This is a genomic window from Parabacteroides sp. 20_3, assembly GCF_964238835.1.
Taxonomy (GTDB): Bacteria; Bacteroidota; Bacteroidia; order Bacteroidales; family Tannerellaceae; genus Parabacteroides; species Parabacteroides distasonis.
Genome location: NZ_CAXSNO010000005.1, coordinates 1 through 25,929 on the forward strand (window position 1 = coordinate 1; position 25,929 = coordinate 25,929).

General features: G+C 43.0%; 18 protein-coding genes. 14 read left to right on the forward strand and 4 right to left on the reverse strand.

What is annotated here, in order from left to right:
- The first annotated feature begins 877 nt into the window (after positions 1-877).
- The 12 genes from ACESPU_RS11430 to ACESPU_RS11485 all read left to right on the forward strand — a co-directional run bounded on the left by ACESPU_RS11430 (position 878) and on the right by ACESPU_RS11485 (position 15,755).
- Positions 878-1,414, forward strand: coding sequence for a DUF4255 domain-containing protein (locus ACESPU_RS11430; protein WP_158532588.1), 537 nt, complete (start codon positions 878-880; stop codon positions 1,412-1,414).
- Between the two features lie 90 nt (positions 1,415-1,504).
- Positions 1,505-2,260, forward strand: a complete 756-nt coding sequence (locus ACESPU_RS11435; RefSeq protein ID WP_158532589.1) for a hypothetical protein — start codon at positions 1,505-1,507, stop codon at positions 2,258-2,260.
- A gap of 19 nt (positions 2,261-2,279) precedes the next feature.
- A complete protein-coding gene (locus ACESPU_RS11440) occupies positions 2,280-3,788 on the forward strand; it encodes a phage tail sheath C-terminal domain-containing protein (protein WP_005867035.1) in 1,509 nt (502 codons plus the stop codon).
- Between the two features lie 37 nt (positions 3,789-3,825).
- The gene (locus tag ACESPU_RS11445) at positions 3,826-4,278 is read left to right on the forward strand and encodes a phage tail protein (RefSeq protein WP_005861441.1); all 453 of its coding nucleotides are present in this window, start codon (positions 3,826-3,828) and stop codon (positions 4,276-4,278) included.
- Positions 4,278-4,781, forward strand: a complete 504-nt coding sequence (locus ACESPU_RS11450; RefSeq protein WP_005861439.1) for a phage tail protein — start codon at positions 4,278-4,280, stop codon at positions 4,779-4,781. The genes ACESPU_RS11445 and ACESPU_RS11450 overlap by 1 nt, the downstream gene beginning before the upstream one ends.
- 161 nt (positions 4,782-4,942) lie before the next feature.
- Positions 4,943-5,599 carry a hypothetical protein gene (locus ACESPU_RS11455; RefSeq protein ID WP_005867031.1) on the forward strand — a complete coding sequence of 219 codons (657 nt, stop codon included), beginning with the start codon at positions 4,943-4,945 and terminating at the stop codon, positions 5,597-5,599.
- Between the two features lie 5 nt (positions 5,600-5,604).
- The gene (vgrG, locus tag ACESPU_RS11460) at positions 5,605-7,362 is read left to right on the forward strand and encodes a type VI secretion system tip protein VgrG (RefSeq protein WP_217773512.1); all 1,758 of its coding nucleotides are present in this window, start codon (positions 5,605-5,607) and stop codon (positions 7,360-7,362) included.
- 90 nt (positions 7,363-7,452) lie between these two features.
- Positions 7,453-7,779, forward strand: coding sequence for a GPW/gp25 family protein (locus ACESPU_RS11465; RefSeq protein WP_228002619.1), 327 nt, complete (start codon positions 7,453-7,455; stop codon positions 7,777-7,779).
- On the forward strand, positions 7,776-11,147 hold the full coding sequence (locus ACESPU_RS11470) for a hypothetical protein (protein WP_373133368.1): 3,372 nt from the start codon (positions 7,776-7,778) through the stop codon (positions 11,145-11,147). The genes ACESPU_RS11465 and ACESPU_RS11470 overlap by 4 nt, the downstream gene beginning before the upstream one ends.
- Before the next feature lie 63 nt (positions 11,148-11,210).
- Positions 11,211-11,900, forward strand: coding sequence for a hypothetical protein (locus ACESPU_RS11475; protein ID WP_226766670.1), 690 nt, complete (start codon positions 11,211-11,213; stop codon positions 11,898-11,900).
- Positions 11,901-11,902: 2 nt separating this feature from the next.
- Positions 11,903-13,621 carry a hypothetical protein gene (locus ACESPU_RS11480; RefSeq protein ID WP_057325979.1) on the forward strand — a complete coding sequence of 573 codons (1,719 nt, stop codon included), beginning with the start codon at positions 11,903-11,905 and terminating at the stop codon, positions 13,619-13,621.
- Positions 13,622-13,631: 10 nt separating this feature from the next.
- The gene (locus ACESPU_RS11485) at positions 13,632-15,755 is read left to right on the forward strand and encodes a hypothetical protein (protein ID WP_057325980.1); all 2,124 of its coding nucleotides are present in this window, start codon (positions 13,632-13,634) and stop codon (positions 15,753-15,755) included.
- Between the two features lies 1 nt (position 15,756).
- Here the strand turns inward: ACESPU_RS11485 and ACESPU_RS11490 are convergent, their stop codons facing one another.
- The 3 genes from ACESPU_RS11490 to ACESPU_RS11500 are packed head-to-tail and all read right to left on the reverse strand — an operon-like array spanning position 15,757 to position 20,798.
- On the reverse strand, positions 15,757-17,064 hold the full coding sequence (locus ACESPU_RS11490) for an ATP-binding protein (protein ID WP_005867019.1): 1,308 nt from the start codon (positions 17,062-17,064) through the stop codon (positions 15,757-15,759).
- Complete coding sequence (locus ACESPU_RS11495; protein ID WP_005867018.1) at positions 17,061-17,648, reverse strand: DUF4157 domain-containing protein; 588 nt, start codon at positions 17,646-17,648, stop codon at positions 17,061-17,063. The genes ACESPU_RS11490 and ACESPU_RS11495 overlap by 4 nt, the downstream gene beginning before the upstream one ends.
- Before the next feature lie 21 nt (positions 17,649-17,669).
- Positions 17,670-20,798, reverse strand: coding sequence for a contractile injection system tape measure protein (locus ACESPU_RS11500; RefSeq protein ID WP_158532585.1), 3,129 nt, complete (start codon positions 20,796-20,798; stop codon positions 17,670-17,672).
- A gap of 410 nt (positions 20,799-21,208) precedes the next feature.
- Here ACESPU_RS11500 and ACESPU_RS11505 point away from each other — a divergent pair, with 410 nt between their 5' ends.
- Together ACESPU_RS11505 and ACESPU_RS11510 are read left to right on the forward strand one after the other, a co-directional pair.
- Positions 21,209-22,501 carry a DUF1080 domain-containing protein gene (locus tag ACESPU_RS11505; RefSeq protein ID WP_008773813.1) on the forward strand — a complete coding sequence of 431 codons (1,293 nt, stop codon included), beginning with the start codon at positions 21,209-21,211 and terminating at the stop codon, positions 22,499-22,501.
- A gap of 104 nt (positions 22,502-22,605) precedes the next feature.
- Complete coding sequence (locus ACESPU_RS11510; RefSeq protein ID WP_258989453.1) at positions 22,606-25,422, forward strand: NPCBM/NEW2 domain-containing protein; 2,817 nt, start codon at positions 22,606-22,608, stop codon at positions 25,420-25,422.
- 57 nt (positions 25,423-25,479) lie between these two features.
- Here the strand turns inward: ACESPU_RS11510 and ACESPU_RS11515 are convergent, their stop codons facing one another.
- Positions 25,480-25,863 (reverse strand): hypothetical protein, encoded by a 384-nt coding sequence (locus ACESPU_RS11515; RefSeq protein WP_005861419.1) that lies wholly within the window; start codon positions 25,861-25,863, stop codon positions 25,480-25,482.
- Positions 25,864-25,929: the final 66 nt, after the last annotated feature.

The window sequence follows — 25,929 nt, forward strand, 5'->3', positions numbered from 1 at the left end:
GTTTTATTATCCTCGCTCCGGAATCCGTTATTGTAGTCCAAAGTCATACTTCTTTGACGGTATCAATCCGGAAAATTAATTTTCCTAATACTTGTACTACTTGTTGAATTATGTAAATCTCTCAAAGAACTCTTTTGTCGCTTTCGTTTTGCGAACGTGGATGCAAAGATAAGGACTTTTATTTTAAACCTCCAAATTATTTCGGAACTTTTTTTCTAAAAGTTTGTTTCATCATTTTGGACCGACGTTCTCTCTCGAATGCGGGTGCAAAAGTAGTGCTATAAAACATAACTACCAAACATTTTCAGTATTATTTTTCAAGTTTTTTTCAAGACTTAACAAGTTATATAATGTACGTGTGATAAAGCCATACTACTCGATTCTCACCCTATTGGAGACATCCTGTTATAGAGACATAGCATGCCGCACTTCTACATGGAGGTATATTATGATTTATTGAGTGGCGATGTGATAATTTTCCATACAATAAGTGCGTGAATGATACAAAAACATAAATCACTGAACATTAACAGTTTAAAAACACGATTATGTTTTACCGGAAAGTCGTACATGTTTATGAGAAAAGTCGTACGTGTTTTCAAAAAAAGTCGTACGTGTTTTTCCGAAGTCACATAATAGAAAATAAGAGTAGATAAAAAATACACAATAAGCATAGCCCAATCTCAGGATCAACATTTCTTTCAATCTTTTTCAGGAAACCGCCAAGACGTAATTATCTATGATAATCAAAAAACAATTTTAATTCTTATCACGAATCGAAACGAAGGTAATTTGCTAGAAAGAATTCAGACAATGAAATTATAAAGCTGAAAAACAAATTTATTCCTTACCTTTAGCACAAATAAAGCAAAAGACCATGATACACGTATTAATAAACACACTCGCAGAGAAAATGAACGAATTTCTTTCCAACTATTATGAACGGGCAGAAATTATAGTGGAAGCCGGAAGTATTGATGCGACTCCAAATGAGGATCAATCGGATAAAATCATACTTTCTATCGTGAATATAGAGCGAGAGACAGCAATGGGAATCTCTGCCCCCTATAGGAACACAAAAAATAACACATTCCAACAAACATCTCCACCATGGTACTTGAATATATATATTATGGTTGCCGCTGTTTTTTCATCTAAAAGATACTTAGAATCTATACAAATATTATCGGATTCAATCTCCTTCTTACAACAAAATTCCATTCTTAAATTACCAGACCAAGGTACCATAACGCTCGAACCCGTAACAATTAGTATGCAAGAGCTCAGCAATATATGGAGTATATTAGGAGGGCATTATTATCCATCAATCCTATGTAAAGCACGAATCATATCTTTTGACGGAACAGAAATCAAGGATATAAAACAACGAATATCAAGTCAAAAAATAAATTAGAAATAATGTTATCAAACATATAGCATTTAATATCATGCCATATTCTTTTTATCTACTTTTGGAATATTATAACTATAAAACAAACCAATGATGAAATTTGACTTTTTGATTAACATTATATTTAGCCATGAATATTATAATGAATGTATTCCTTCTGAAATCTTCGAGATAGAACCCAGGAGAACGAATAGAGTCGTATTAGGAGGACCTAAATATCCTTTTAGGCAAACGGGTCGAAATCAATATGCACTAATTGGAGATCGAGAAGAGCTTCTTGATCACCTTTCAACCTCCCCGGATGGTCTCAACCTTGAGTTTCAAGCACATTCAAAAGATCCGAATTTTTTACTGTATACACAATCCCTGCTACCGGAAGAGCTAAATGATTCAGATATACAATTAAGTGTTATCGATAACCGACTGAATCGGCTCAATGTGATCATTCATGTTACCAAAGAATTATTAAAAACGAAATGCCCAATACAGAAAGAAATCCATTATCACACAAAAGAAGCCTATTGGGATTTTATCTTGATACCTCGTAATCCAGAAAATGCGTCAATGGATATTTTTATGGAGGATAATGGACCGGAAAATATTAGCTTCAAGAATCCCGAGCAAATCCGTTTCATGAATAAGGACATTTTTCGTATCAGCACAGAATATCCGATAAAGATTAAGGAAGAGTCTTATTACCAAAGAAGATCAGATATCACGATTTACGAGAAAAGAGAATATGCTAAAAGAATGCTATTAAGGCATGTTCCTGTTCCCTCTTTGGGACGTTTCCTTATAAAGGAATTACAATCTACCGAGAATTCTATTATACAAATTCTTTATATCTAAATCCTTAAAAAAATAACGTATGGCACAAATGAAAACCCCTGGCGTTTATATCATAGAGAAAAACGCTTTTCCTAATTCAGTCGTAGAAGTCGCTACCGCCATCCCTGCCTTTATCGGGCATACCCAATTCGCACGGGACGGTAACAAGGATTTGACCGGTATCCCTTTCCGTATATCTTCTATGGCTGAGTTCCATTCGTTCTTCGGTTTCGCTCCCACCTTGCGATTCGGAATTCGTCCGGAAGATTCCGAGAGTGAGGACACCACCAATGACATAAACGTATTATTCCCCGACGGAAGTTGCCAGCTTACTTTGCCAAAAACGTTCTATGCTTTATATTATAATATGTTGTTGTTCTACGCTAACGGTGGAGGACCGTGCTATATCGTCTCCGTAGGAGATTATGAGCATGACTTTAAAAGCATAGACTTTACAAATGCGCTCTTAGCCTTAAAAAAAGAACAGGAGCCCACGTTGGTCGTCGTTCCGGAAGCCGTATATATGGAGGAAGGCGATTGTTACAAAGTTCAAACTGCCGCTTTGATGCACTGTGGTAACGATATGAAAAATCGCTTTGCCATATTAGATGTTTTCAACGGATACAAAGATGAAAACGGTGCGGTTATCAAAAGTTTCCGGGAAAATATAGGTAGCAATTTCCTTGCGTACTGTGCCTCCTATTATCCATGGATAAATACATCTATCGTCACCGAGAAAGATATCACTTTTTATAATATAGAAAAGGATAGTTTAGAGAAATTGGAGGAACTGATCTTGAACGAATTCTCAAAGAAGTCCGGTGTAACGAATGAGGCTGTCAATGAACTTATGGACAAGTTCAAGCTTTTGCTTACCATGAAAGAGGACGAGGCGGAACGTTTCCATACCTTATTATACCAAGTCAGTTCCGTATACCGCTCCATTTTGAGAGAGATTCGCTTGAGGATCAATTTACTTCCGCCTTCAGCTTCGATGGCCGGTCTTTATACTATGGTAGATAACACCCGGGGAGTATGGAAAGCCCCTGCGAATATTTCCATCAATAACGTAGTCACACCCGCACTCTCGATCACAAATGCCGAGCAAGAAGATCTGAACGTACCGATGAACGGAAAAGCCGTAAACGCAATCCGTAGCTTTCCCGGTGAAGGAATCAAGGTTTGGGGTGCCCGCACGATGGATGGTAACTCGTTAGACTGGCGTTATATTAACGTAAGGCGTACGATGATCTTCCTAGAGGAATCGATCAAGAACGCCGCCCGTGCCTATGTATTCGAACCGAATGTAGCAAATACATGGGTAAATATGCGTAGTATGATAGACGGATTCTTACGGGGCGTATGGAAACGAGGTGGATTAGCAGGAACTTCCCCCGAAGACGCATATAGCATTCATATCGGATTGGGAGACACGATGACTCCCGAGGATATTCTGGAAGGTATCCTCAGGATATCCGTATTCGTGGCTATTACCAGACCTGCGGAATTTATCGAGATCACATTCCAACAACAAATGCAAAAAAGCTGATAATTTAAGAATTAAAACCTATTAAAGAAATACGAATATGGCAGGAGAAGCACAAGATAATGTATGGCCGTTACCCAGTTTTTATTTTAAGGTAGAATTAGGTAGCCTCGGGGAAATCGCTTTTAAAGAGGTATCTGGTCTGGATATGGAAGCCCAAGTAATTGAGTACCGACATGGTAATAGCCCGGTTTTCTCAAATATCAAGATGCCGGGACTGAAGAAGACGAGCAATGTCAGTCTAAAGAAAGGGGTTTTCAAAGCGGATAACAAATTATTCGATTGGTTTAACAAGATAAAAATGAACACAATACAGCGAGAAGATGTAACAATCAGCTTACTGGATGAAGCAGGAAGCCCTACGATGGTTTGGAAATTATCGAACGCATGGCCGACTAAGGTTACCGGTGTCAGCTTAAAATCCGATGGAAACGAGGCCGCCATCGAAACCTTAGATTTAGCGCATGAAGGATTGACCATAGAAAACGCTTAATGCTAAGGTTTGATCATATTGTCCCTCCTCCGGTAGCGTTTTATTTCAACGTGACTTTCGAAGGATTGATCGAGACCTCTTTCCAAGAGGTCTCGGGACTACAACTTGAAATGGAGACGGAAACGATTAAAGAAGGGGGAGAAAACAGTTTCAGCTATCAGGTGCCTACCCGACGAAAGCACGGTAACCTTGTGTTGAAACGTTCTTTAATGCCTTTGCCTCATGTGCTAGAGACATATGTGGTTAAAGTATTGGAAAATAATGGAAGTGCCCAGATCGTTCCCGTCAATTTAACTATATCATTGCTGGATGCCGGGCATTTTCCCCTAAATAATTGGTCTGTGCTCAATGCTTACCCTGTAAAATGGGACATTAGCGCATTGAATTCCCAAAAGAATGAGTTGGTGATTGAAACATTGGAGATGGCTTATACTAATTTGATCCGTATGTCGATAAGAGATACAGAAGATACGAAAAAAGAACAATTTAAGCAATGGCTATAACTATAAAAGAAATCCAAGTGTCCGCAAAAGTGACACAACAGAAAAAGGAACCCGACCTCCCTCTCTCCCGTGATTTGATACAACAAATCAAAGAGGAGATAATTCGTGAGGCCAAGAAAGATTTGTCTAACCTTTTTTCTTGTAGAAAGGAGCGATAAAACATGAACCAAAAGTTGATCATCGAGGCATATAAATCAATTGAATACAAAGGTGGCGAGAAATTGGGTAATATCACCGTCCAAATCAATCCGGATAGCTATAAGTTAAGCAAATCTACCTCCTATAAGAAAGACGAAAGCATAAAAGAGGATAAGCAACTACCGGAGTATAAACACACCAACCCCTCCACTCTCTCTTTTGATATACACTTCGATGGTACCGGTATTATCCCGACGGGGAAAAAAACCGTGACAGAAAGGATCAAGGATTTGGAGAATATCATTTTTCTACCTAGCGCGGAGATCGATCCACCCAGCCCTTGCTTCCTTAAAGTAATTTGGGGGAGTCTCATTTTCAAGGGGAGATTAACCAGCCTAAATTGGGATTACACCTTATTCTCGCCCAATGGCAATCCTTTACGAGCTAAAGGCTCCTTGTCACTAACAGAGGCGATTAGTAGTAGAGAGACACAAGCAAAAAAGAAAAATCAAAAAGCTGAGGGTAAATTCGTTACTTTTAAACAAGGAGACAGTCTAATCGGGTTATGCGCAAAAGAATATAAAAATTCTGGTTACGCTCCAATGATTGCCTCCATTAATAACCTAATCAGCTTTAGAGATATAAAACCCGGAACTCAATTATGGTTCCCTAAAATATAATGAATATGGATAATTCATTTATAATCAAACTATTCCTAAATGGTAAAGATGTAACGGAGCAATACTCCGTAATCAATGCAAAAATATACAGAGCATGTAATAAGATCGATAAAGCAACGATCTCCATCAGCGCTGATATTATCGACAACAGCCAATTTGAAATACCAGACAACAAAATATTCAATCCGGGTACGGAGCTTAAGTTTCAAGCGGGTCCAACAGATAAGGTCAGCACCTTATTTGAGGGGTGCGTTACAACCCATCAGTTAAAAATCAATAGCGAACAACAAACTCTATTTGTTTTAGAATGTAGGGGGTTCGCATATCCTGCAACCTTTGGACGTAAAAATAATGTATATGAAAATAGTAAAGATGATGCCGTTATCAAGAAGATTCTGGGACAATACGGGCTTTCTGCCAAAGTAGATAGCACCGGTATAGAAATTCCACAACTGGTACAATATTATTGTACAGATTGGGATTTTGTACTCACACGAGCACAAAATAACGGATTAGTCGTTATCACTGACGGTAAACAAGTCAAGGTATGTAAACCGAATATATCCGCCTCCCCGGTCTTAACCATCACCTATGGAGATAATTTAATCGCTTTCGATGGTTCTATATCCGCTTCCGAGCAATACACAGATACAAAAGCCTGCGCTTGGGACGTGAGCCGTCAACAAATTATCAAAGCCACCGCCAGCAAACCTCCTCTCAATGCCCAAGGCGATATCGCCGCAAAGGATCTATCCGGTCTGGCAAATGAAGTGATGCTTTATCAAACCAACGCTCCCATCGGCGACGCTTCTTTACATGCTTGGGCCGATGCGCAAGCTTTATGGAGCGGTCTGGCACGTTTTCAAGGCTCCATCACAATTTACGGGAATGCGTCTATTATTCCGGGCTGTATTATCAAATTAGAAGGATTAAGCAAACATTATAGTGGAAACGCATTTGTTCAATCAGTAGAACATACACTACAAGGAGGCGAATGGAAGACACAAGTCTATATGGGTTTCAATCCGGTAGTCATTACCGAAGAGCCCGATGTAGTGGCTCCCGCAGCTAGTGGTTTCTTGCCCGGCATACGAGGATTACAAATAGGGATCGTTAAAAAGATCGGAGATAATAAAGATTTCGAGAATTTTATATTAGTCGATATACCCTTGTTACAATGTGAGAAGACGGAGATATGGGCTCGGCCGGTCAGTCCGTACGCAAGCAATGGGGTCGGCATGTTATTTCTACCGGAAGTCGATGATGAGGTAGTCCTGCAATTCATCAATGAGGACCCCTGCCACCCTGTGATTATCGGAAGTTTGTACAGTCGCAAACGAAAAACGCCGGTTTCTTTAGATCCAAAAAATAATTTAAAGACAATTGTTACAAAAAACCAGTTGAAAATTACTTTGGACGATGATAAAAAGATTATCACAATAGGGACTCCCGGAGAGAACACGCTCATATTGGATGATGACAAAAAGCAAATTCTGTTATCCGATGCTAATAAGAACAAGGTCTGTATGGATAAAAACGGAATTATGGTAGAATCCGGCAAAGATCTCATATTTAAGGCAAGAGGGAATGTCAAGACAGAAGGAATGGGTATCGAATCCAAGTCTAAGCAAGATACCAAGATAAATGGCTTGAATATCGAGGTTTCCGCACAAATGGGAGTTAAAGTAAAAGGGTCTGCCACCGCCGAAATATCCGCATCCGGCCAAACCGTTGTAAAAGGAGGCGTTGTAATGATTAATTAAATCGAATGATTTATGCAGAACAAAAATAGTTTTTTAGGTAAAGGATGGGCATTCCCCCCAGAATTCAGCCATAATGATAATCCCACCCGCATGTCTAATTATGAAGAAGACATCCGGCAAAGCTTGATCATCCTTCTCTCCACTCGCACAGGGGAGCGAATACATCGTCCGGATTACGGTACGGAACTATATCGTTATCAGTTTGAACAATTAGATCTTACCATGGAGACCATGATTAAAAGCGCTATCGAGAAAGCTGTTCTCTTATACGAGCCTAGAGTCTCGCTTGATCGCATAGAAATTAATAAGGCTTCGATTCAAGATGGCATTCTGATTATCGAACTTTATTATACGATACGTATGAATAATGTCCAACAAGAATTGACCTATCCTATCTATTTTGATTCTAACCGATGAATAAACAATGGAATAAAGATGGATTGACAAGAAAAAAATTGGAGAATGATTTCCGGATACATGAGCCTTTTCAAGTACTCGAGAAAAATCTCTCCAATTTATTGGCTCGTGCCTTTTCGAAATCATCCTTTTTATATCATTACCAATCCTTAGCCATACTCAATGAGATCAAGCAAACAGATACAATTAGGATCGAACAGAGTTTCATTTTGTGGCAAAATGAGAACTCACCGGAAAGTAACAGAGAAATCACCTATCTAAGAAACGCTCTATACCATAAGTTCTCTGATTGGTATCAAAGATTGAATCATCGGATCTTTAGAGATTCCATGTCCGATTTATTTCTGGATATGGAGAAATATAACCAGAGACTTCAGCTAATAACCCTATCCAATCCTAAAACGGTTCGTAGAAGTCTCTACCTATTATTACGTATCCTCCGTAATTTACAAAACAAACGGGAGATTTACATCCAAGAAATCGCTAAAAGCGGAGAGACCGATCCCTCATTAGCTGTTTTAATCGCTTTCTTGAAAAACTATCAATATCTGGTAGATCAGTTCAATAAACGCTGGGAAGCTTATCCGTTATTTTATGTCAACCAAATATTGAAGGAATCTCCCCAAAAAGCGATTATTCCTTCCGCTTGGTTTATCGCCGTGAAGAATAATACCGCACGGCAAGCCCAGTTACCCAAAGGTACAGGTATTATAACACAGGTACCATTTCCTGCGCAAGATATCCAATTTTGTTATCGTACGGACGAAGATTATTCGGTCAATGACATGAAAATAACGAGTATACATTCGTTACTATTGGAAAAAGATCCGAAAAAATATCCAGCGAGCCGATTAGGCTTCGTTACGTCCATCTGGCAAAAACAGTTGAATGACAGGATCGGAAACGTTCCTTCTAAGAAGCCCAATCTGGACTCAGAGCTAATCTTTGAGAACCAATCCTCTATACAAGCCGGACTGATGATCGAATCTCCCATGTTATTACTTCGGGAAGGACATCGGGATATACATATCACATTCGGATTAGAAGAAGACTCCATATCATATTTCAAAGAATTAATCGCTACCACGGAACAATCTTCCCACGAAACCGGGCGTGTATTAAACGACGCTTTCCTATTGGAGTTAAGCACAGAGAAAGGTTGGGCCCCGATATACGCCTACACCTTGACATTCATCAACGAAAACTCCTTTTATCTGAAATTCGTCCTTAATGAGAAATTCGACCCTACAACACCTTGCTCTGAAACTCATGGTTGCCAAACACGGAACCCAGCGCTCCGTATATTGATGAACACGGATGCTTGGTTATTCCCCTACTCTTGGGTACACCGTATTTTTATTACTAGCTTAAAGATAAAGGTACATGTATCCGGCATGTCATCCTTGAAAATCTATAATCCTCTGGGAGAAGTAGACGCAAGCGTACATTTCCCTTTATTCGGGTTAGAAGCTCAAAAAGGCTCATGGTTCGCATTCGGTAATTATGAGATAGCGATCAAGCCTATCCAATCCATAGGTATTACTTTACAATGGGCGGATCTACCTTATTCGGAAGGAGGTTTCTATGATTTGTATCAAGCATATAAGACACCTATCGATAATACCACCTTCAAAGTTGAATGGGAAAAACTAACAGACCAGAAATGGGTAAAATTACCGGGAAGTACATCTTGTCTCTTCAATACGAAAGACAAGCATACTTCCCCTAGGGGAAAGCTCTCGGAGTACAGCGAGATCGTTTACGACAAACCGTTCAAAAACATTACGGTCTCCACGGAAGAAGAGCAATATCAATATACGAAAACCCAGCAAGGCTTCTTCAGGATTAGACTCACAGATCCGAACGGCGGATTCGGGCAGACGGAGTACCGGATGCTCTTTGCGGATATCATGATAAGAAACAGCCATACCCGTAAACAGACCCCGGTGCCCAAACCTCCTTACAACCCTATGATTGAAAGTATAGGTATCGGTTATAGCGCCGAGGAAGAATACTTTTTCAATGGCGATACCCCAAGAGATAGATGCCGTATCTATCATATCCATCCATTGAGGCAAAAGGAATTACATGAAATCGATCTACGTCATCCGTTCCCAATGGTGGAAGTACCCACAGAAGATGGGATTATTCTATTCGGTATTGGTAACTCGATCGGTAACGACCAGATCCGTTTATTCTTCGAGATGGCTGCCTTGAAACGGGAAATCGGAAAAGAATATCTTCCTTGCGTACAATGGTCTTTCTTCAACGGCAAGCAATGGGAGTTTATCAAACCGGGTAATTTACTTTCCGATACAACCGGGAATCTGTTGAATACAGGTTTGGTAGACGTCCTGCTTCCCTCACCTATTAGCGAGGAAATGCTAGACATAAATGGAGATTTCTGGCTTTCGGCAAAAGTATCTTGCCACACGCAAAATTGTTCATCCATACGAAATGTCTATCTAAACCCAGTGAAAGCCCGGTTAGAAATCCCCGAAGAAATGGAAGCCCTGATCAGTGAGGAACTCGAAAGCTTCACGGGACTCGTTTCTTTCGAGAAAAGTATGCCGGGACTTACGGATATTTACCAGATCATACCCGCTAAAGGAGGACGTTCGCCGGAAACGCCAGAGGATATGCGGCTCCGGATCACCCAAGAGATGTCCCATCGGAAACGGGCTGTATTGCCTAGGGATTACGAGCAAATAACATTGGCTCAGTTCCCCGAAGTCAAAAAAGTACTTTGCTTGCCCGGAATAGACAGTAAAGCTCAAAACAGGAGCCCGATCGTAACATTGGTCGTGATGCAAAAGGAGAAAGATAAAAAGATCTTGCCTTTATGCGAACATAGGCTACTCATGCGAATCGAAGATTATATAGGTGACAAGACAAGTCCGTTCATTACCGTTGACGCTATCACTCCGGTCTACGAGGAAGTAACCGTTTGCTGTAACCTCCGGATAAAGCCCGGATATCCCGTAGGAGATATACTCCGCCAGACAGAGGCACGCATTAATAATTGTATCGCGCCTTGGCGAGATAAGGAAGAGATCCCGGTATTTGGGCTTTCGTTCTCATCGACAGATCTTTATAACTCCATACGAGAGTGTGAAGCCATCGTGGACATTGATATATTAAGCGTAGCGCATGTCGTATATACGGCAAAAGACCAACAAAAGAGCTATTATCTAAACCGCTACCCGGAAGAGGCAAGGCAAAATTTCAACGTTAGCCCTTCCCAACCTTGGTGCATATTAGTTCCTTCTGATAGGCATTTGCTATATATTGACCAAAAAGACGAACTACTGGAACAACTCGGACTCGGATATTTAGGAGTTGGAAGTAATTTTATTATTAACAAATAAAACAAACCGGATATGCCTCGTACAAACAGAAATACACTAAAAGAATACTTTAAGCGCGGAAGTATGCCCAACCAAAAGCATTTCTACGAATTAATCGATTCCATGGTCAATATTTCCGACGACGGGATCGATAAAAATCCGGATGATGGCTTACGGTTAGCTCCTTCCAAGGAAAACAGTCCCGTCATCAGCTTATTCACGAACATACAAGACAATATTCCAGAGTGGAAAATATACCTAGGTAACAATAGCCAACTCCATATCATACGTCAAGGGCAAGATGAACCGATACTATCGCTTCATCCAAACGGTCGCATCGAGATGAACCAACCCGGTATGGATATACGTATCAACGGCAGTCTTTCCGCAACCCGCTTCGACGGTGCGATACGGGGTAAATTTCCCGCAGATGGCGAATGGCATACCCTGCAAATACCAACGGAAGGATGTCGTGCCTACCGCATCATGGCTGGATGCGGTAAGTTAAAAAGCGGACAATACGCATTAGTGGAAGCCACGGCTATCCATTGTTACGGAAAACATCGAAAAATCCGTACGAATCAATCCTGGTTCGGTTCCTTTTTTAACAAGATCAAATTCCGTTGGTACGGCCCCGGACAAAAATGCAAGTTGCAAATACGTAGCGGACGGGATTATGGAGACAACATCTTTGTTTGTTTCCAGATAACCGATTTATGGAAAGATTACCGGATGGACGCCTCCGACCGGAGAAACACCTTTAATCAAGAATAGCCATGGATGATCTGCCCAACCTGCAAGAGCTAAAAAAGGAGGAATCCATATTCGATAGCCTCCAAAAGAATGCCTTGGAAACAATCCGGGAGCTTTCAGGGCAACTGTGGACAGACCATGCCCCACACGACCCGGGAATCACGACTCTGGACATCTTAAATTACGCCTTAAGCGAATTGGATTACCAAATGAGTTTCCCATTAGAACAATATCTCACCGGATCGGATAATCGTTTCAATCCGGAGGATTACGGCTTGTTCAGTCCTGAACGGGTTTCCGGGATGGCCCCTGTGACACCCAAAGATTACCGAGACCATTTTTTAGATCAATTAGATAACACTGACTTCTTAGTTAACTTATCGGACATACAAATCCATCCCTATAGATCCAATGATCAGATCTGTCACGGATGGTTCGACATATTTATAGAACTCTCGTCCTTTATCTCAGAAGATCAACACAAACAGGAAGAAAAGAAAATCAAGGAAAAGATTAAGAAACTATATCACGCAAACCGGAATTTAGGTGAACACCTACACGCAATCCATTTCGTAAGAAGGAAACCTTTATTACTCATTGGAAATATCGATATAGACGGTAGCATCTCTCCGGAAAAAACCTTGATCGCCATTTATACGGAGGCGATTCAATTATTCGCACCGGGAAGTCATTATACAGGTAGCGCACTTCCCATATACAAGCTTTTCAAAGGGATCAAGCAGATACAAGGGGTTCTATCGATACACTCTTTGGAATTTCAAGGTTTTGAAGAGGGTGAATACGCCTATACATTGGCATTATCTTCCCCTGAGCAAATCAAGATACGACTTTACCAAAACCAACAAGCGGTAGAGATTAATGCCACAAAAGTATTGAATCGTTTGCATTCGCGGAATAATATCAACCATGCAATACGAGAACAGAAAAAACAAGCCAAATCGATCCTCATGGACAGTCGCCATATTCATCTGAATGATTATAGCGTCACAAATGATTTCCCAATTTGCTACAAGGACTCGTTTACCGATTCATTCAAGGCATATCTTTCTATATTCGACCATCTCTTTTCGGAGGGACATGAAGAAATGAATCATCTAAAAGATTGGATGGCCTTAAATATGGAAACACCCGGTTCCGCTTCTATGGAACAAAACAAAGATCTGCTATTGGATACGTTGGATAAAATCTACGGAGAAAATAGCAACCAGCCTTTTCTCCGCTACTCCCATAAAGAGATAAACCGTCAACGAAGAGTCCGGTTCCTGCGACAACTACCGGAACTTATCCGGGACCGGTATCTGGGCTGTAATCTATTCGACGCAGACTCCCTTTCCGGATTGGAAAGATATCTCTATTCCATACTCGGATGGGAAGATGCGGAAGAGCAAATTTTCATTCTGGAAAACATACTCCTGCATTCACCGGAGGCGACTGATCATTCAGTCCCCTCCCGGGAATTTACCTTAACGGCAATCCTCTCGCAAACAGAACGTACGCAGCAACGGCCGGATTTTCAGCTTCGTCTTGAAGAATTCTTGCGAGAGAAGATACCGGCACATCTACGATTCACGGTTCATTGGCTTCCTCCGAAAGAGCTAGCCCTATTTGTCAAGGACTATAAGGCATGGAGAAAAGCTTGGGCCGATAATGACAACAAAGAGATTGGCCGCACCGGAGAAATCTTAAAGAATAATCTGATACGAATAAATATCGAACTTTAAATTTACCCTTATGTCAACCAGATATCGAACTACCTACCACGGCATTTTATTGGGCTTATTACTTCATGTAATCATGGCACAAGCCGTTAACGCCCAAAGAAGTCTCTCGGAGCGATTGGATTATTTCCGGAGTTTAGGAGAGCGGACCGAGTTGGAACTGGAAGAGATTCGTACCCCGATCGTCTCTTACCAGACTCTTATGGACTCGATCACCCAGCGTATCTTAACGGAACAATGCGGTTATATCGTTTATCCCGCTGAATTGGGGAATGCTTTCACTTTCGTAACAAACCCGGACGCAAACCAAGCGATCTCACGTTTGGGTTATTTACAGTCCCCAAGTTCTTTATTACCCGATCATGTAGAGCAATGCGCATATACACCTTGGCTGTTCGGAAACGAGTTATTAACCGCATCCAAGAATAAAGCCAATGCGGATCCTCTCTGCCGCTTCTTCGATGAAAAGCTTGGCCCAGTCAAAGTAACGCAAGCTTTGTGGTATTATTTCAATAAAAGAGAACCGGAAAAGATCTTGCCTCCCCCTACCGTCGAGAATATGTATTTCTTCAAAGGTAAAACCGGAGATCTGGATAATATGCAATCGTTGCTCAACTCCGATAAACAAGGCTATATCATTTGCCCCGTATGGACAGAAGACGTTACAGGAGTTCTGGACAATCCGGACGAGAATCCCTCCATCAGAGGAAGCGGAACGATTGAGTTTTTCATCAAGGAAGCTCCTCTTTCCATCGCTCTCAACATTACGCCCTGGGAAGAAGACGCCATCGGATACAGGGAAACCGGCTTCATCCCATTCGTCTACGACACCACTTACACGCAGGCCGTAAAGAACTGGTTGCTATCCGTGCGTGAACTGCGCCCCTCCACGGTTCGTACGTTCTTCTGTTATTTCGATAAACGTAGCAAAGAAGAGATCGCCGCACAAAAGAAAAAGGGAAATTGCAGTATTCCCGTATTCAAGGTAGATGGCGCATCATCGGAAACCGAACGCCTATCCGAACGTCTAAGCCAATACAACCAACGAGCTTTTCCGATCGTACCATATTGGCTGCAATCCGTATATGAGCAATTACCGGCAAACCTTATCCGGAAATTCAGCCGAATGGAATATCTAGGGTATGTAGTGGATACAGAAAGCAGGCAACCTAGCCAAGTAAGCGACTGGCAACAACAGGAGTGCTTGATAGATATGCCCGTTTATTCGGATACACCCGTCGATTTACTAGTCCTATTCCGAAACTCAAAAGCGACGAATGATTTCTTAAGATCGAAAGAATCCCAGATGGCTCTTTTAAATAACTTATTCACAAAGGGTACCGGTACGATCAACCGAAACCCGTCTCTCCGGAAACTCAACGGATTGACTCTTTACTTCCCTGATTTCGATTTTAAACTGGAGAACCGGAGAGAACTTGTACAATTCGTGAAGTCCACTAGTTTCGTAATTGATTCCTTTTGCGTGGATGGTAATAAAATATATAAAAACTACGATCTAAATGTCATATTCCCTATCAAGGAGAAAAAACATATCGGTTATCTATCCATTCTATTGAAATACCAATTGGTAGACCGCCTTTGTTTCGTCGATTACGATGAAATGGGCGTTCCCGTAACTACTTGTGAAAATCGAGAGAATAAGCAAGAACCAGTACTCAAGATGGTCATGTATGAGGAAGAATGCGAGGTATCCTTACTAGATAATCTTTTCAACTCTTTATTCTATTTGCTAAATCCTTTTCCGCAAGGCGAGCAACTCACCAGTTGCTCCGATGATCTGGCGCAACTGGCAAATACGGAATTCTCCAACCCGATGCTTATTTATTTCGTATTGGGTGATATATTCCTATTTCTCATACTATTAATCCTAATCACCCTGTATATGACATCCAGTAAGTTCTACATGTTGGCACAACATTATAAGCGATATGTCTTGCCTCTATTACTGGTATTCATATCCGAGATCGTATTGGTATTATACCTAATCACCAATATCGTATCCTCACGGGAAACTTTCGATATATGGACTCAAATGATACTGTTGGCGCTCCCACTCTTCTTTTTTCTCTTAATCATCGTACCGATCGGGCACCGGGAAAGAGAGCCGTTGCCTTAAATCACCACCGGCCCTCTTTATTCAATTCCCGGCGGATCGCCATAGATAAGATATCGGAATCTAGCCGGGGAGTGTCTTGCTTTAGCAACCGAAGGGCACAACGCCTGATCACATTCGAGATGGAGCCACCCGATAACTCATAAGTAGCTGCCATACGGATCATCTTGTCCGCATCCGCAGGTAGCCAAGAAGAGGGAAGCATTCTACGCCATAATTCCTCACGTAAGTCTTGATCCGGCATCGGGAAATAGATAATAGACTGGAAACGACGGGAGAAAGCTTCATCAATATTACTCTTTAAGTTTGTGGCCAAAACAACGGTTCCCGGGAAATCCTCGATCCGTTGCAGCAAATAAGCGATCTCTTGATTCGAATGGCGATCATTAGAAGTGTTCGTCGAGGTTCGTTTACCGAATAAGGCATCCGCCTCATCGAAAAAGAGAATCCAATTCCGGTTTTCCGCTTGGTCGAATACATTCGCAAGGTTCTTTTCAGTCTCGCCGATATATTTGGAGACAATCATGGAAAGATCGATACGATATACATCCATCCCGTTCTTCTTGCCAATCAAGGTTGCGCAAAGCGTCTTACCCGTTCCCGGCGGGCCATAAAACAAAGTGCGGTAACCGGCCTTCAAAAAACGACTCAATCCCCAGTCCGAAAGGATGACCCGATGACCCGTAATCCAATTATTTATCTCCTCCAACTCCTCACGCACATAATAAGGCAATACGGCATCTTCCCAATTCAAAGCCGTACTAATCCGTTTGGCCGGAAAACCCATATTATAGTCCGGCTTATATTCTCCCTCAAAAGATAAACGGTACAAGAAATCCTCCGATATACGCAGTTGTCCGCTCAAGAACGGTTCACCATTCCCGGCTCCTTCCAAGCCAACAACGTGATACATATGGAACCAATGCTCCTCACGAAATAGACGAACCACTTCCAGACGGCGTTCCACACGATCGCCCGCCAACAGGAAAACGGCCGTCTCGCCCGTTGGCAAGAATCCTCCGTGCGATAGTCCTTTCCAACCGCCAAATTCCGTATAAGGACGGTCAAAATTCTTATTATGCACAAAGAAAATATCCAACACCTGCGGAGAAAGATGAGGCATTAAGGCCAACATCAACACCATCCACTCATCGAAAGTAGGATCAACCTGTTCCGGCAACAACGCCTTCCAAAGCGGTCCTGCCTTCGGGAGTGGGATATCATAGACGGAAGATAAATCGCACTCCTGCCGGAAATACAAACGAATGGAGACATCCAATACCCGCTGGAACCAATCGATCCACTCGTTCATAAGACAGAAGCAGCTTTAGCACCCATCACATCCGCCTCGTGTTCCAAGGATAAATCATCGTTAACGGCCATTCCACCTACCTCGGTAGTAGGCTGCACACGTCCCTCGGCTTGCTGGATGACGTGTGTCAACTCATGTCCCAATAGCTGCTGTCCGGCAGACGTATCCGGTTTGAATTGTCCCGGGGCGAAATGGATATCCGTACCTTGCGTATATGCCAAAGCCCCAACCTCCGGCGCTTTCGATGAATCCGGGTGTACACGTACCGATGAGAAATCCGTCCCGAAGGAAGACTCCATGCCTTGGATTACATGATCCGGAATCCCTGTCTGGTTCTTAGTTTGCCGTTGGGCCACAAATTTTCCTTGAAGAAGCTCATCCTCATCTTCCACATCCCGCTGAACGGCGAACTTACCTTGCAGCAAATCATCCTCATCCATTGCGTCACGTTGCATAGTTTCCACCATTTTAGCCTGCAAGGCAGATTGTACCCGGTTATCTTCCATCAATTGTGTTGATTCACCTTTACGGTTTTGAAATACCCGCGAAGGTCCTTCTTGAATCTGTATCCGATCCGCATTCATAATGTTATCTTTTAATGTTATTTACCGCCACTTTACTCTAAGTATTTTTTCCATCCATGGAGTTTTAATGAACCTGAAGTTCCAAGCAATCGAATCTAACAAGACGTCAAAAGCTCTCTCCTCGACCGTTAGCGTCCAATTATTCTTCTCCATCTTTAACACTCCCTTTCTCCGGATAAAAGTACTTTGAAGACCTTCCCAGCTCGTATTCCTCATCTTATCCCAATTCATAAGTACCGCTTTCTTCAATTGCTCTATCATCTCTAATTCATTCTCAGCTAAATCACACGAGCGAGGAAGCGGTTCCGGACTATCATAGCCCGTCAAGACTTTGCTTAAGAATAATTCTGGCTCCGGGATTTCCTTCTCATCCGTTACAAAACGTTGAGACGCAAAAATGGCCTTCACTTGGCATTCTCTCGATTTAAAGCCACGTCTGTCATCACTCAAGTAGCCTAACCTATGAAAAAGTATTGGCAGATAGACGGCTATGATCGTCAAGCCCGCATTGTTAATAGACACGCCATGATCTTCTAACTGGCCATTCAAAACATCCATATCCATATTATTTTTAAGTTGATATATAAAAACTGACAATTCAGATAAATTAGTTGTATGTCGACATATAAAAGTCTCTATCTTATGTAATTCCTCCTCGGGCACAGACTCCCTCAAATGCTGCCAAAAGAGGAACAACAATCCATCTTTGGAGTAATTCCGGTAAACGTTGCCGGAAAGAGCCTGTAACCACCCCAACCAAACGTTCTCTTCCAACCCGAAGTTATTGAGACGAAACAAGCGGATTACCTCCTCGACAAGTAAGCGCAAAGCGGGAGTCGCCCCTGTATATAATTCCTCCAATAATTCCATCTTTTGGGAATTGGACGGATAGATAGAGGGAAAAGCAGTACGGATGGGAAGCTCGGGCGCTTTCCCCGGTTTCGTGCCCAGTAAAGCATCCATGGTACGTGTAAACGCATCCATATTCTCCAACATACACTCATGCAATAACAAGCGCAGCCGAGCGGCATCTCCAAATGTACGATTCTCTTTTACATTCGTAAGGTATTGGATCAAGGATACCTGATTCGGAAAAGCCAGACCGTATTCACGGATGACAAGCAGTAATAAGGAAGCGAAGATACGAGCGGCCTCTATCGGCTCTTCAACCCTTATTCCGGATGAAGGAATATCCTTCAATTGCCGTAATTGGTCCAGTAAGATTTTCGGGTTCGTCTTCTCCAAACCACTCACGTACTCGAATAGATCGCCCAGCGGTTCATCGGAACGGCCTGTGATTATAAATTGTCCCAACCGATACGCTTTCCTCTCCTCATTCAACCAAACAGAGAATAAAAGCTCGGGAGATTCCTTATCCATATCCTCGTACAGCAGGTCTATTATCTCACGTAACTCTTCCGGAACCCACGGATATTCCCCATGTGTTCCCTCATGAAAATAGGAGATCAACTCCCGCACCGTGATATTATAATGAGCAGAGAACTGTCCCAACACCGAACGTACGAATTGTTTCCGGCTAAAAGCGGTTAATGGCCCGCTAAACAGTACCAGAAAAATAAACTCCCATTTCAACAGCCGGAACTCGCCGCCCACCCTTCCTTCCAAACGCCCTTGCTCTTTCCCCTTATCCAGCGTCTGCGCATACCGGATAATGAAATGGCTTTCCACCGGAACGATTTGCCTAACCACCGAATAGATTTGCTCCTCGCGCAAGGAACGGATAAAGCGACGGCACAAACCGGAATTAGACAACCGATCTTTCAAATCTTCCGGGTAATAAACGGATATATCGGAGGGAGAATCATCGAGAGCATTCAAGTACAAAGCAATGATCAATTCCCGAACGGCTGGATAAGCCGTTAGCAGCCCACTTGCCAAGGTACGGTAAAAATATCCCAACAACTCCATTACCGTCAGATTGTAATGCGCCGCCAATTCCTTTAACACGGAGAAGGCGAACTGATGGCGGGAAAATACGCTCCCCCCCCTACCGAGAATAACCTCGAAGATAAACACCCATTTCAGTATCCTGAAATCATTCCCGGCTTTCCCTTCGAGCATACCCAATTCCTTCTCCTTATCCAACGCTCTCGCATAGTCGATGACAAACGGACTCTCCGCAGGGATCATCTGTTCCACGATCTGGTAAATCTGTTCCTCATTATACCCGGATAAGAAAGTCAAGCTCTTCTCCCGCCGCACGAGCAAAGCCTTCAATTCTTCCAGAGAAAAAAGAGAGAGATTTTTAGTGAATTCCTTTTCCGATAATGTCTCTAGCCGGATATCCTTCAAGAGCGACAATAACTCGGGCATGAACAAGCGGGTAGAGGCGAACTTATCTAAATCATACGTCAGCATCCCCAGTAAATCCACAAAAGAAATGGAATAATAGCCGGATAATTCCCGCAGCGTGTACGTCACCATTTGTTTCCGGTTGAAATAGCCTTGATCCTGAGATAATAAATATCCCCATAGGATTATCCAGATGGCGTTTCTGTAATCATTCTTCCCTATCTCCGGACGCTTTATCTCGGGATAAGAGTCTTGCAAGAAACGGGCATAAGCGTTTATAAACGAGCTTTCCGAGGGTGCCACCACATGTACCAAACGTTCTTGATAGATATCATCCAATTGAAAGACCAGACGTTTACGAATGGTAAGCGCCTTTCCCTTCTCACGCAGGAAATGACTTAATTCTATCGGGGATATTCGTACTAATTTATCTAGAAGTTCCGGTAAGGTGAGCCTCTCCTCTTCCAGCCAAGGCCAATATCCGTACGACATATAATAGGTAAATACTTCCAGCCAAGATTGCCTGATGGGAACAACAGCGATTCGGTCGGGATGCTCTTCCTTACTTCGCAAATAAGAAGCGAAAGTCTCGTCCAGTCTCTCTGCCAGTCTACGGGGGAATTGCTCATAGAATTCATCTTCTTCTAGCTCACCTAGATCCAAGTCTAAACTCTCGATCCGGATCAACTCATCTTCCGTATCATAACGGCTTAAAATCTCATCCACGATCCCTTCTAAAGAGGTTCGGTTAAAGGTATCCCAACGACCATATAAATCATGAACGAAAGGTTCCCGATCCGCAACTAAATCTAGTTTTAAGGTGCCTATTGTTATCATATGGTTTGCAGGGTATTTCAGTCTTTATTAGATGCATGCAATATCTATATTATTCTTCGATTAAACAAGTATTATCCAGATTCTTTTCCACAAAAACATATAAAAGTTGATTGTGCCAGAATAAAACTTATGCGTACCTATAGGTAAGCCTGATCGGTACCTATTCTATTCTTAAATTATCGCCACTGATTTTACAATCAGCGGCGGCATTTGTATATTCAGCGGCTGTGAATATAAATTCAGCGCCGCCAAATTAAGAAATAGAGCTTATTCGACAAAGAATATATAGGCTCTTGGAGAAGTATTTCGTAGGGAGAGAAGCGTTTTTCCTCCAACAGAGAGAGATATCAAAGATATTTACGTAAATTTGCCATTCAGTTACAATTTATCAACCTAAATTCTTTATTTACATGGAATCTGTAATGAAAAAAACAGCCGCCACAAGCTTGTTAGCCTCTTGTGCGGTATCGCTGGCCTTGTTTTCCTCTTGTGCCAGTCAAGAACAAAACACACTTACTCCCGAGGAAATCGCTGACGGATGGGTTCTGCTTTTTGATGGAAAGACATTGGATGGTTGGAAAGATTACAACGGGACTACATTGACACAGCCTTGGCATGTAGTGGATGGTTGTATACAAGCCAAAGGAGATGGCAGCGACGCTAGTGGCTACATCGTAACCGATAAAGAGTATGAGAACTTCGAGCTTTCTTGGGACTGGAAATTGTCCAAGGGTGGCAATAGCGGTATGTTGTACCATGTGGTAGAGCGTCCCCAATTCGCTGTTCCTTACGTAACGGGGCCGGAGTATCAATTGATCGACGAGCCGAACTTCCCGGACCCATTGGAAGAGTGGCAGAAATTAGGTGTGGATTACGCAATGCATTTGCCGGATAAATCCAAGATGAAGGTGAATCCGCAAGGCGAATGGAACAACTCCAAGATCGTATTCGATAATGGACATGTGGAACATTGGTTGAACGGACAAAAGATCCTAGAGTTCGAGGCATGGACAGACGATTGGCACGCTAAGAAAAATAGCGGCAAATGGGCCAACGCGCCGGAATACGGATTGGCGAAAAAAGGTGTGCTTTGCTTGCAAGATCATGGTTATCCCGCATCTTTCCGTAACTTGAAGATCAAAGAACTTCCTCGTAAGGCCGGTAAGGAAGTGAACTTGTTCAACGGCGTGGATTTGACGGGATGGGAACCATACGGTACGGAGAAATGGTACGTAAAAGACGGTTTATTGGTTTGCGAAAGTGGTCCCGATAAGCAATACGGTTATCTCGCTACCCGTGATTATTATGATGATTTTGATCTGACCGTAGAGTTTAAGCAAGAGGCTGACGGAAACTCCGGCGTATTCATCCGCTCTTTCGTTGAGGAAGGCGTGAAAGTAAACGGCTGGCAGGTAGAAGTAGCTCCGAAGGGTCACGATACAGGTGGTATCTATGAGTCGTACGGACGTGGCTGGTTGGTTCAGATTCCGGATGAGAAAGAGAATATCTTGAAAGAAGGCGATTGGAACACGATGCGTATCAAAGTACAAGGCGATAACGTACAGACTTGGCTGAACGGACAGGAAATGGTAAACTTGAATGATGAGAAGATCGGAGCGGGTAAAGGCCGCATCGCCCTTCAGATTCACGACGGTGGAGGCATCAAGGTTCTTTGGCGAAATTTAAAACTTACGACATTATAATAGAACGAAGCTAGATTATAAACCAAATAAGGTGTTTCAAAAGAAGTCTTTTTGAAGCACCTTATTTTTATCATTGATAACACCCTCTTTTATCACTGGATTTTATGAATAAACTTATCTTTACAGCTATCCTTTCGGGATTTGCCGGCCTCTACGCCATGGGCCAGAACGAGATCCGGCTTATGGACATGGACCTAAATAAATCCTACCAAACTTACGGTGGCGCCGTCAAAGGGAAATCAGTTACCAACGAGCCCGCCTCTATACAAGGAAAAACGTATGATGACGTGATCGGGGTACAAGCCAAAAGTCATATCAAGATCGATTTACACAAGAATGCGTCACGCTTTCAAGCGCAGGTCGGGATCGCCGACTCACATATCGATTATACGGATAAAAGCCTCACGGTTATCCCTTTTGTTGACGGAACGAAAATGTATTTCGATACCCGAAAAAACGCCAAGACATTTGTTGGTCTAGAAGGTAAAGACGGAAAAGTACATCCGGGCTCGGCCTTATTTATCTTGAAAGGAGATGACAAGGAGCTTTATAACAGCGGTATCGTCAAACTTGGCGATGCCCCGAAAACAATCGATATCCCCCTAAATGGCATAAAGATATTGGATCTTATTGTAGAGCCTACCGACGATGGACCTAGCGGAGATCATGCCTTATGGATCACGCCCCAAATAGAGTATATGGAGATCATCCCCTCGATCGTCTCCACGAGCTATCAAGGGAAAGGGCCGGAAGTATCATCCGGTACGGAGAAGAAATTACTTGATAAAATCAAGCAATTACCCCAACAAGGGCTTCCTTTGGAAAACACCTCTTTCGACTGGCTTTTACAACCCTCACGATCAAAAGCCGGCATATATGCGACTCCCGATGGCAAAAGCATCTTATTGTCAAACGGAATGGTAGCACGTATGTTCCGTGTCTTACCCAATCTTTCCACTCTCGATATCTTTAACCGGATGACCGGAGAAAGTATGCTTCGTGCCGTAAGTAGCGAAGGTAGTTTGACGATTGACGGGAAACGTTGGGAACTTGGCGGGCTGGCCGGCCAGCCCGAGCGCGGATACTTCCAAATGGAATGGGTCGACCAGATGACTACTCGCCCCGGTTCTTTTCTCATTGAGGATTTCCGCATAGAAGAGCTGCAGGAAGATATCAAATGGGCCAGAAGCCGCTGGGCACTGAATAAGAACGTACCTACAGGGAAAAGACTGACTTTCGTATTGAAAGGAGAGAAAGAAACAGAAGGTGTCACCGTAGAACTCCATTACGACTTATACGATCACATCCCGGTTATCCGGAAAAGTATGGAGGTTACCAACAATACCCCGCAGTCCATAGATATCGATGCCTTTCAATTGGAATATCTGGCATTCGCCGAACCGGAGTCGCCCGGCGGTGGAGATCCCTCTAAATTCAGGCTCCCGAACATACATGTAGAAAGCGATTATGCTTGTGGCGGAGAGTTTACCGAGCGGGAAACCGATATCACGGAGAAATGGGTGGCCGATCCGGAATATACCTCCCAACGCAATTATCCTTTGCTAACACCTTGTATATTAGATATATCGCCCAAGATAGGTCCTGATTATACCCTAGCGGCGGGCCAGAAATTCAAATCTTTTAGCGTATACGAGATGCCGTTCGACAGCGATGATCGGGAACGAAAGGGTTTGTTTAAACGACGCTTACATTATACGGTAGCTCCATGGGCTACGGAGAATCCGATCTTCATGCACCTTACCTCTTCCGATCCGGATGTTATTCGTACCGCTATCGATCAATGCGCTACCGTTGGATACGAGATGGTTATCATCAGCTTTGGATCCGGATTGAACGCCGAGGATATCTCAGAAGAAAATATCGCCAAATATAAATCTTTGGTGGATTACGCCCGCAACAAAGGTGTAGAGTTAGGGTGTTACTCCCTCTTATCAAGCCGTTGGATCAGCGACGAGGTAGATGTTATCAATCCCAAGACAGGTAAACGAGGGGGGATGCGTTTCGGTAGCGCTCCCTGCCTTTGCAGCGATTGGGGATATGAGTATTTTCATCATATACGAACCTTCTTCGAGCGTACGGGCATGCGTTGCTTCGAGCACGACGGCTCCTATCCCGGCGACGTATGCGCATCTACCCACCATACCTATCATAAAGGGCTGGAAGATTCCGAATGGAATCAGTTCCATAAGATAACCGATCTCTATCGTTGGATGTGCGAGAATGGCATTTATATCAATGTTCCCGATTTCTATTTCTTGAACGGGTCTACCAAGACAGGCATTGGTTACCGTGAAGCCAACTGGTCGCTTCCCCGGGATCGGCAGATCATCCATGCCCGCCAATTGAATTATGATGGTACATGGGATCGGATGGCTTCGGCATGCTGGAGCTTTGTTCCTCTCGTGGAGTATCAAGGAGGAGGAGAGGCCGCTACCTTGGAGCCCCTCCACGAACACTTGTTCGAATACAAAACACATATGATGCAAAATTACGGAGCTGGTGTCCAAGCTTGCTATCGAGGCCCACGTCTGTATGATACCCCGGAGACCCAAGCGGCCGTAACCGAGGTCATTCAATGGTATAAGAAATACCGCGATATACTCAACAGCGATATGATCCATTTACGCCGACCGGACGCACGAGACTGGGACGGGTTCATACACGTCAATCCCCACAAGAAGGAGAAAGGTCTAGCCATGTTCTTCAATCCGACCCATCAAGAGATCACCCGTACGATCCATATCCCACTCTATTATACCGGCCTGACACAAACAGCCCGCATCCGGGAAAAAGAGCAAAAGCCTGTCACCTACAAACTGAACCGGGACTATACGGTGGAGCTTACGGTTAAAATCCCTGCCAACGGATATACTTGGTATGTGGTTGAAGCAGCCGATTAGAACTAAAATGGCCGGGATAATCGCTACCCCGGCCATTTTATCTATCTATAGACTTCTTTATCTACGTCCGTTACCTAGATGTTTTCTGCCATGTTTATTCCCTTTAGGCTGCTGTTTCTCCAGATATTGTTTGTATTGTTCCTCCGTCAATATCTTTTTCATCTGGGCGTTCTTATCCTCACGCATGGCCAACATCTTTTCCCGTTGCTTCTCACGCTCAGCCTTCATCGCCTCACGTTCTTTCTGAGCCTTTTCCATATACTCTTTTTGAAGTTTACGGAACTCCACCGCTTGTTTCTCATCTAACTTCAAGTCGGCGATCATCTTCTCGCAACGTGCGGACGGATCCATCTTACGCTTGTCCATACGCCTGTTCTCACGAGCGAACACAGAAGTAGAACTCAACAATACAACCAAACACAATCCTATTACCTTTTTCATAAACTACTACTTATTACTTTTATTATAAATTACCTGTTTATGAAGCGCTTCGAAAGAATAGACATC

Excerpts from the sequence above, each read along its gene's own strand:
- ACESPU_RS11430 (WP_158532588.1), top strand. The coding sequence starts at position 878 with ATGATACACGTATTAATAAACACACTCGCAGAGAAAATGAACGAATTT.
- ACESPU_RS11435 (WP_158532589.1), top strand. The coding sequence starts at position 1,505 with ATGAAATTTGACTTTTTGATTAACATTATATTTAGCCATGAATATTAT.
- ACESPU_RS11440 (WP_005867035.1), top strand. The coding sequence starts at position 2,280 with ATGGCACAAATGAAAACCCCTGGCGTTTATATCATAGAGAAAAACGCT.
- ACESPU_RS11445 (WP_005861441.1), top strand. The coding sequence starts at position 3,826 with ATGGCAGGAGAAGCACAAGATAATGTATGGCCGTTACCCAGTTTTTAT.
- ACESPU_RS11450 (WP_005861439.1), top strand. The coding sequence starts at position 4,278 with ATGCTAAGGTTTGATCATATTGTCCCTCCTCCGGTAGCGTTTTATTTC.
- ACESPU_RS11455 (WP_005867031.1), top strand. The coding sequence starts at position 4,943 with ATGAACCAAAAGTTGATCATCGAGGCATATAAATCAATTGAATACAAA.
- vgrG (WP_217773512.1), top strand. The coding sequence starts at position 5,605 with ATGGATAATTCATTTATAATCAAACTATTCCTAAATGGTAAAGATGTA.
- ACESPU_RS11465 (WP_228002619.1), top strand. The coding sequence starts at position 7,453 with ATGTCTAATTATGAAGAAGACATCCGGCAAAGCTTGATCATCCTTCTC.
- ACESPU_RS11470 (WP_373133368.1), top strand. The coding sequence starts at position 7,776 with ATGAATAAACAATGGAATAAAGATGGATTGACAAGAAAAAAATTGGAG.
- ACESPU_RS11475 (WP_226766670.1), top strand. The coding sequence starts at position 11,211 with ATGCCCAACCAAAAGCATTTCTACGAATTAATCGATTCCATGGTCAAT.
- ACESPU_RS11480 (WP_057325979.1), top strand. The coding sequence starts at position 11,903 with ATGGATGATCTGCCCAACCTGCAAGAGCTAAAAAAGGAGGAATCCATA.
- ACESPU_RS11485 (WP_057325980.1), top strand. The coding sequence starts at position 13,632 with ATGTCAACCAGATATCGAACTACCTACCACGGCATTTTATTGGGCTTA.
- ACESPU_RS11490 (WP_005867019.1), bottom strand. The coding sequence starts at position 17,064 with ATGAACGAGTGGATCGATTGGTTCCAGCGGGTATTGGATGTCTCCATT.
- ACESPU_RS11495 (WP_005867018.1), bottom strand. The coding sequence starts at position 17,648 with ATGAATGCGGATCGGATACAGATTCAAGAAGGACCTTCGCGGGTATTT.
- ACESPU_RS11500 (WP_158532585.1), bottom strand. The coding sequence starts at position 20,798 with ATGATAACAATAGGCACCTTAAAACTAGATTTAGTTGCGGATCGGGAA.
- ACESPU_RS11505 (WP_008773813.1), top strand. The coding sequence starts at position 21,209 with ATGGAATCTGTAATGAAAAAAACAGCCGCCACAAGCTTGTTAGCCTCT.
- ACESPU_RS11510 (WP_258989453.1), top strand. The coding sequence starts at position 22,606 with ATGAATAAACTTATCTTTACAGCTATCCTTTCGGGATTTGCCGGCCTC.
- ACESPU_RS11515 (WP_005861419.1), bottom strand. The coding sequence starts at position 25,863 with ATGAAAAAGGTAATAGGATTGTGTTTGGTTGTATTGTTGAGTTCTACT.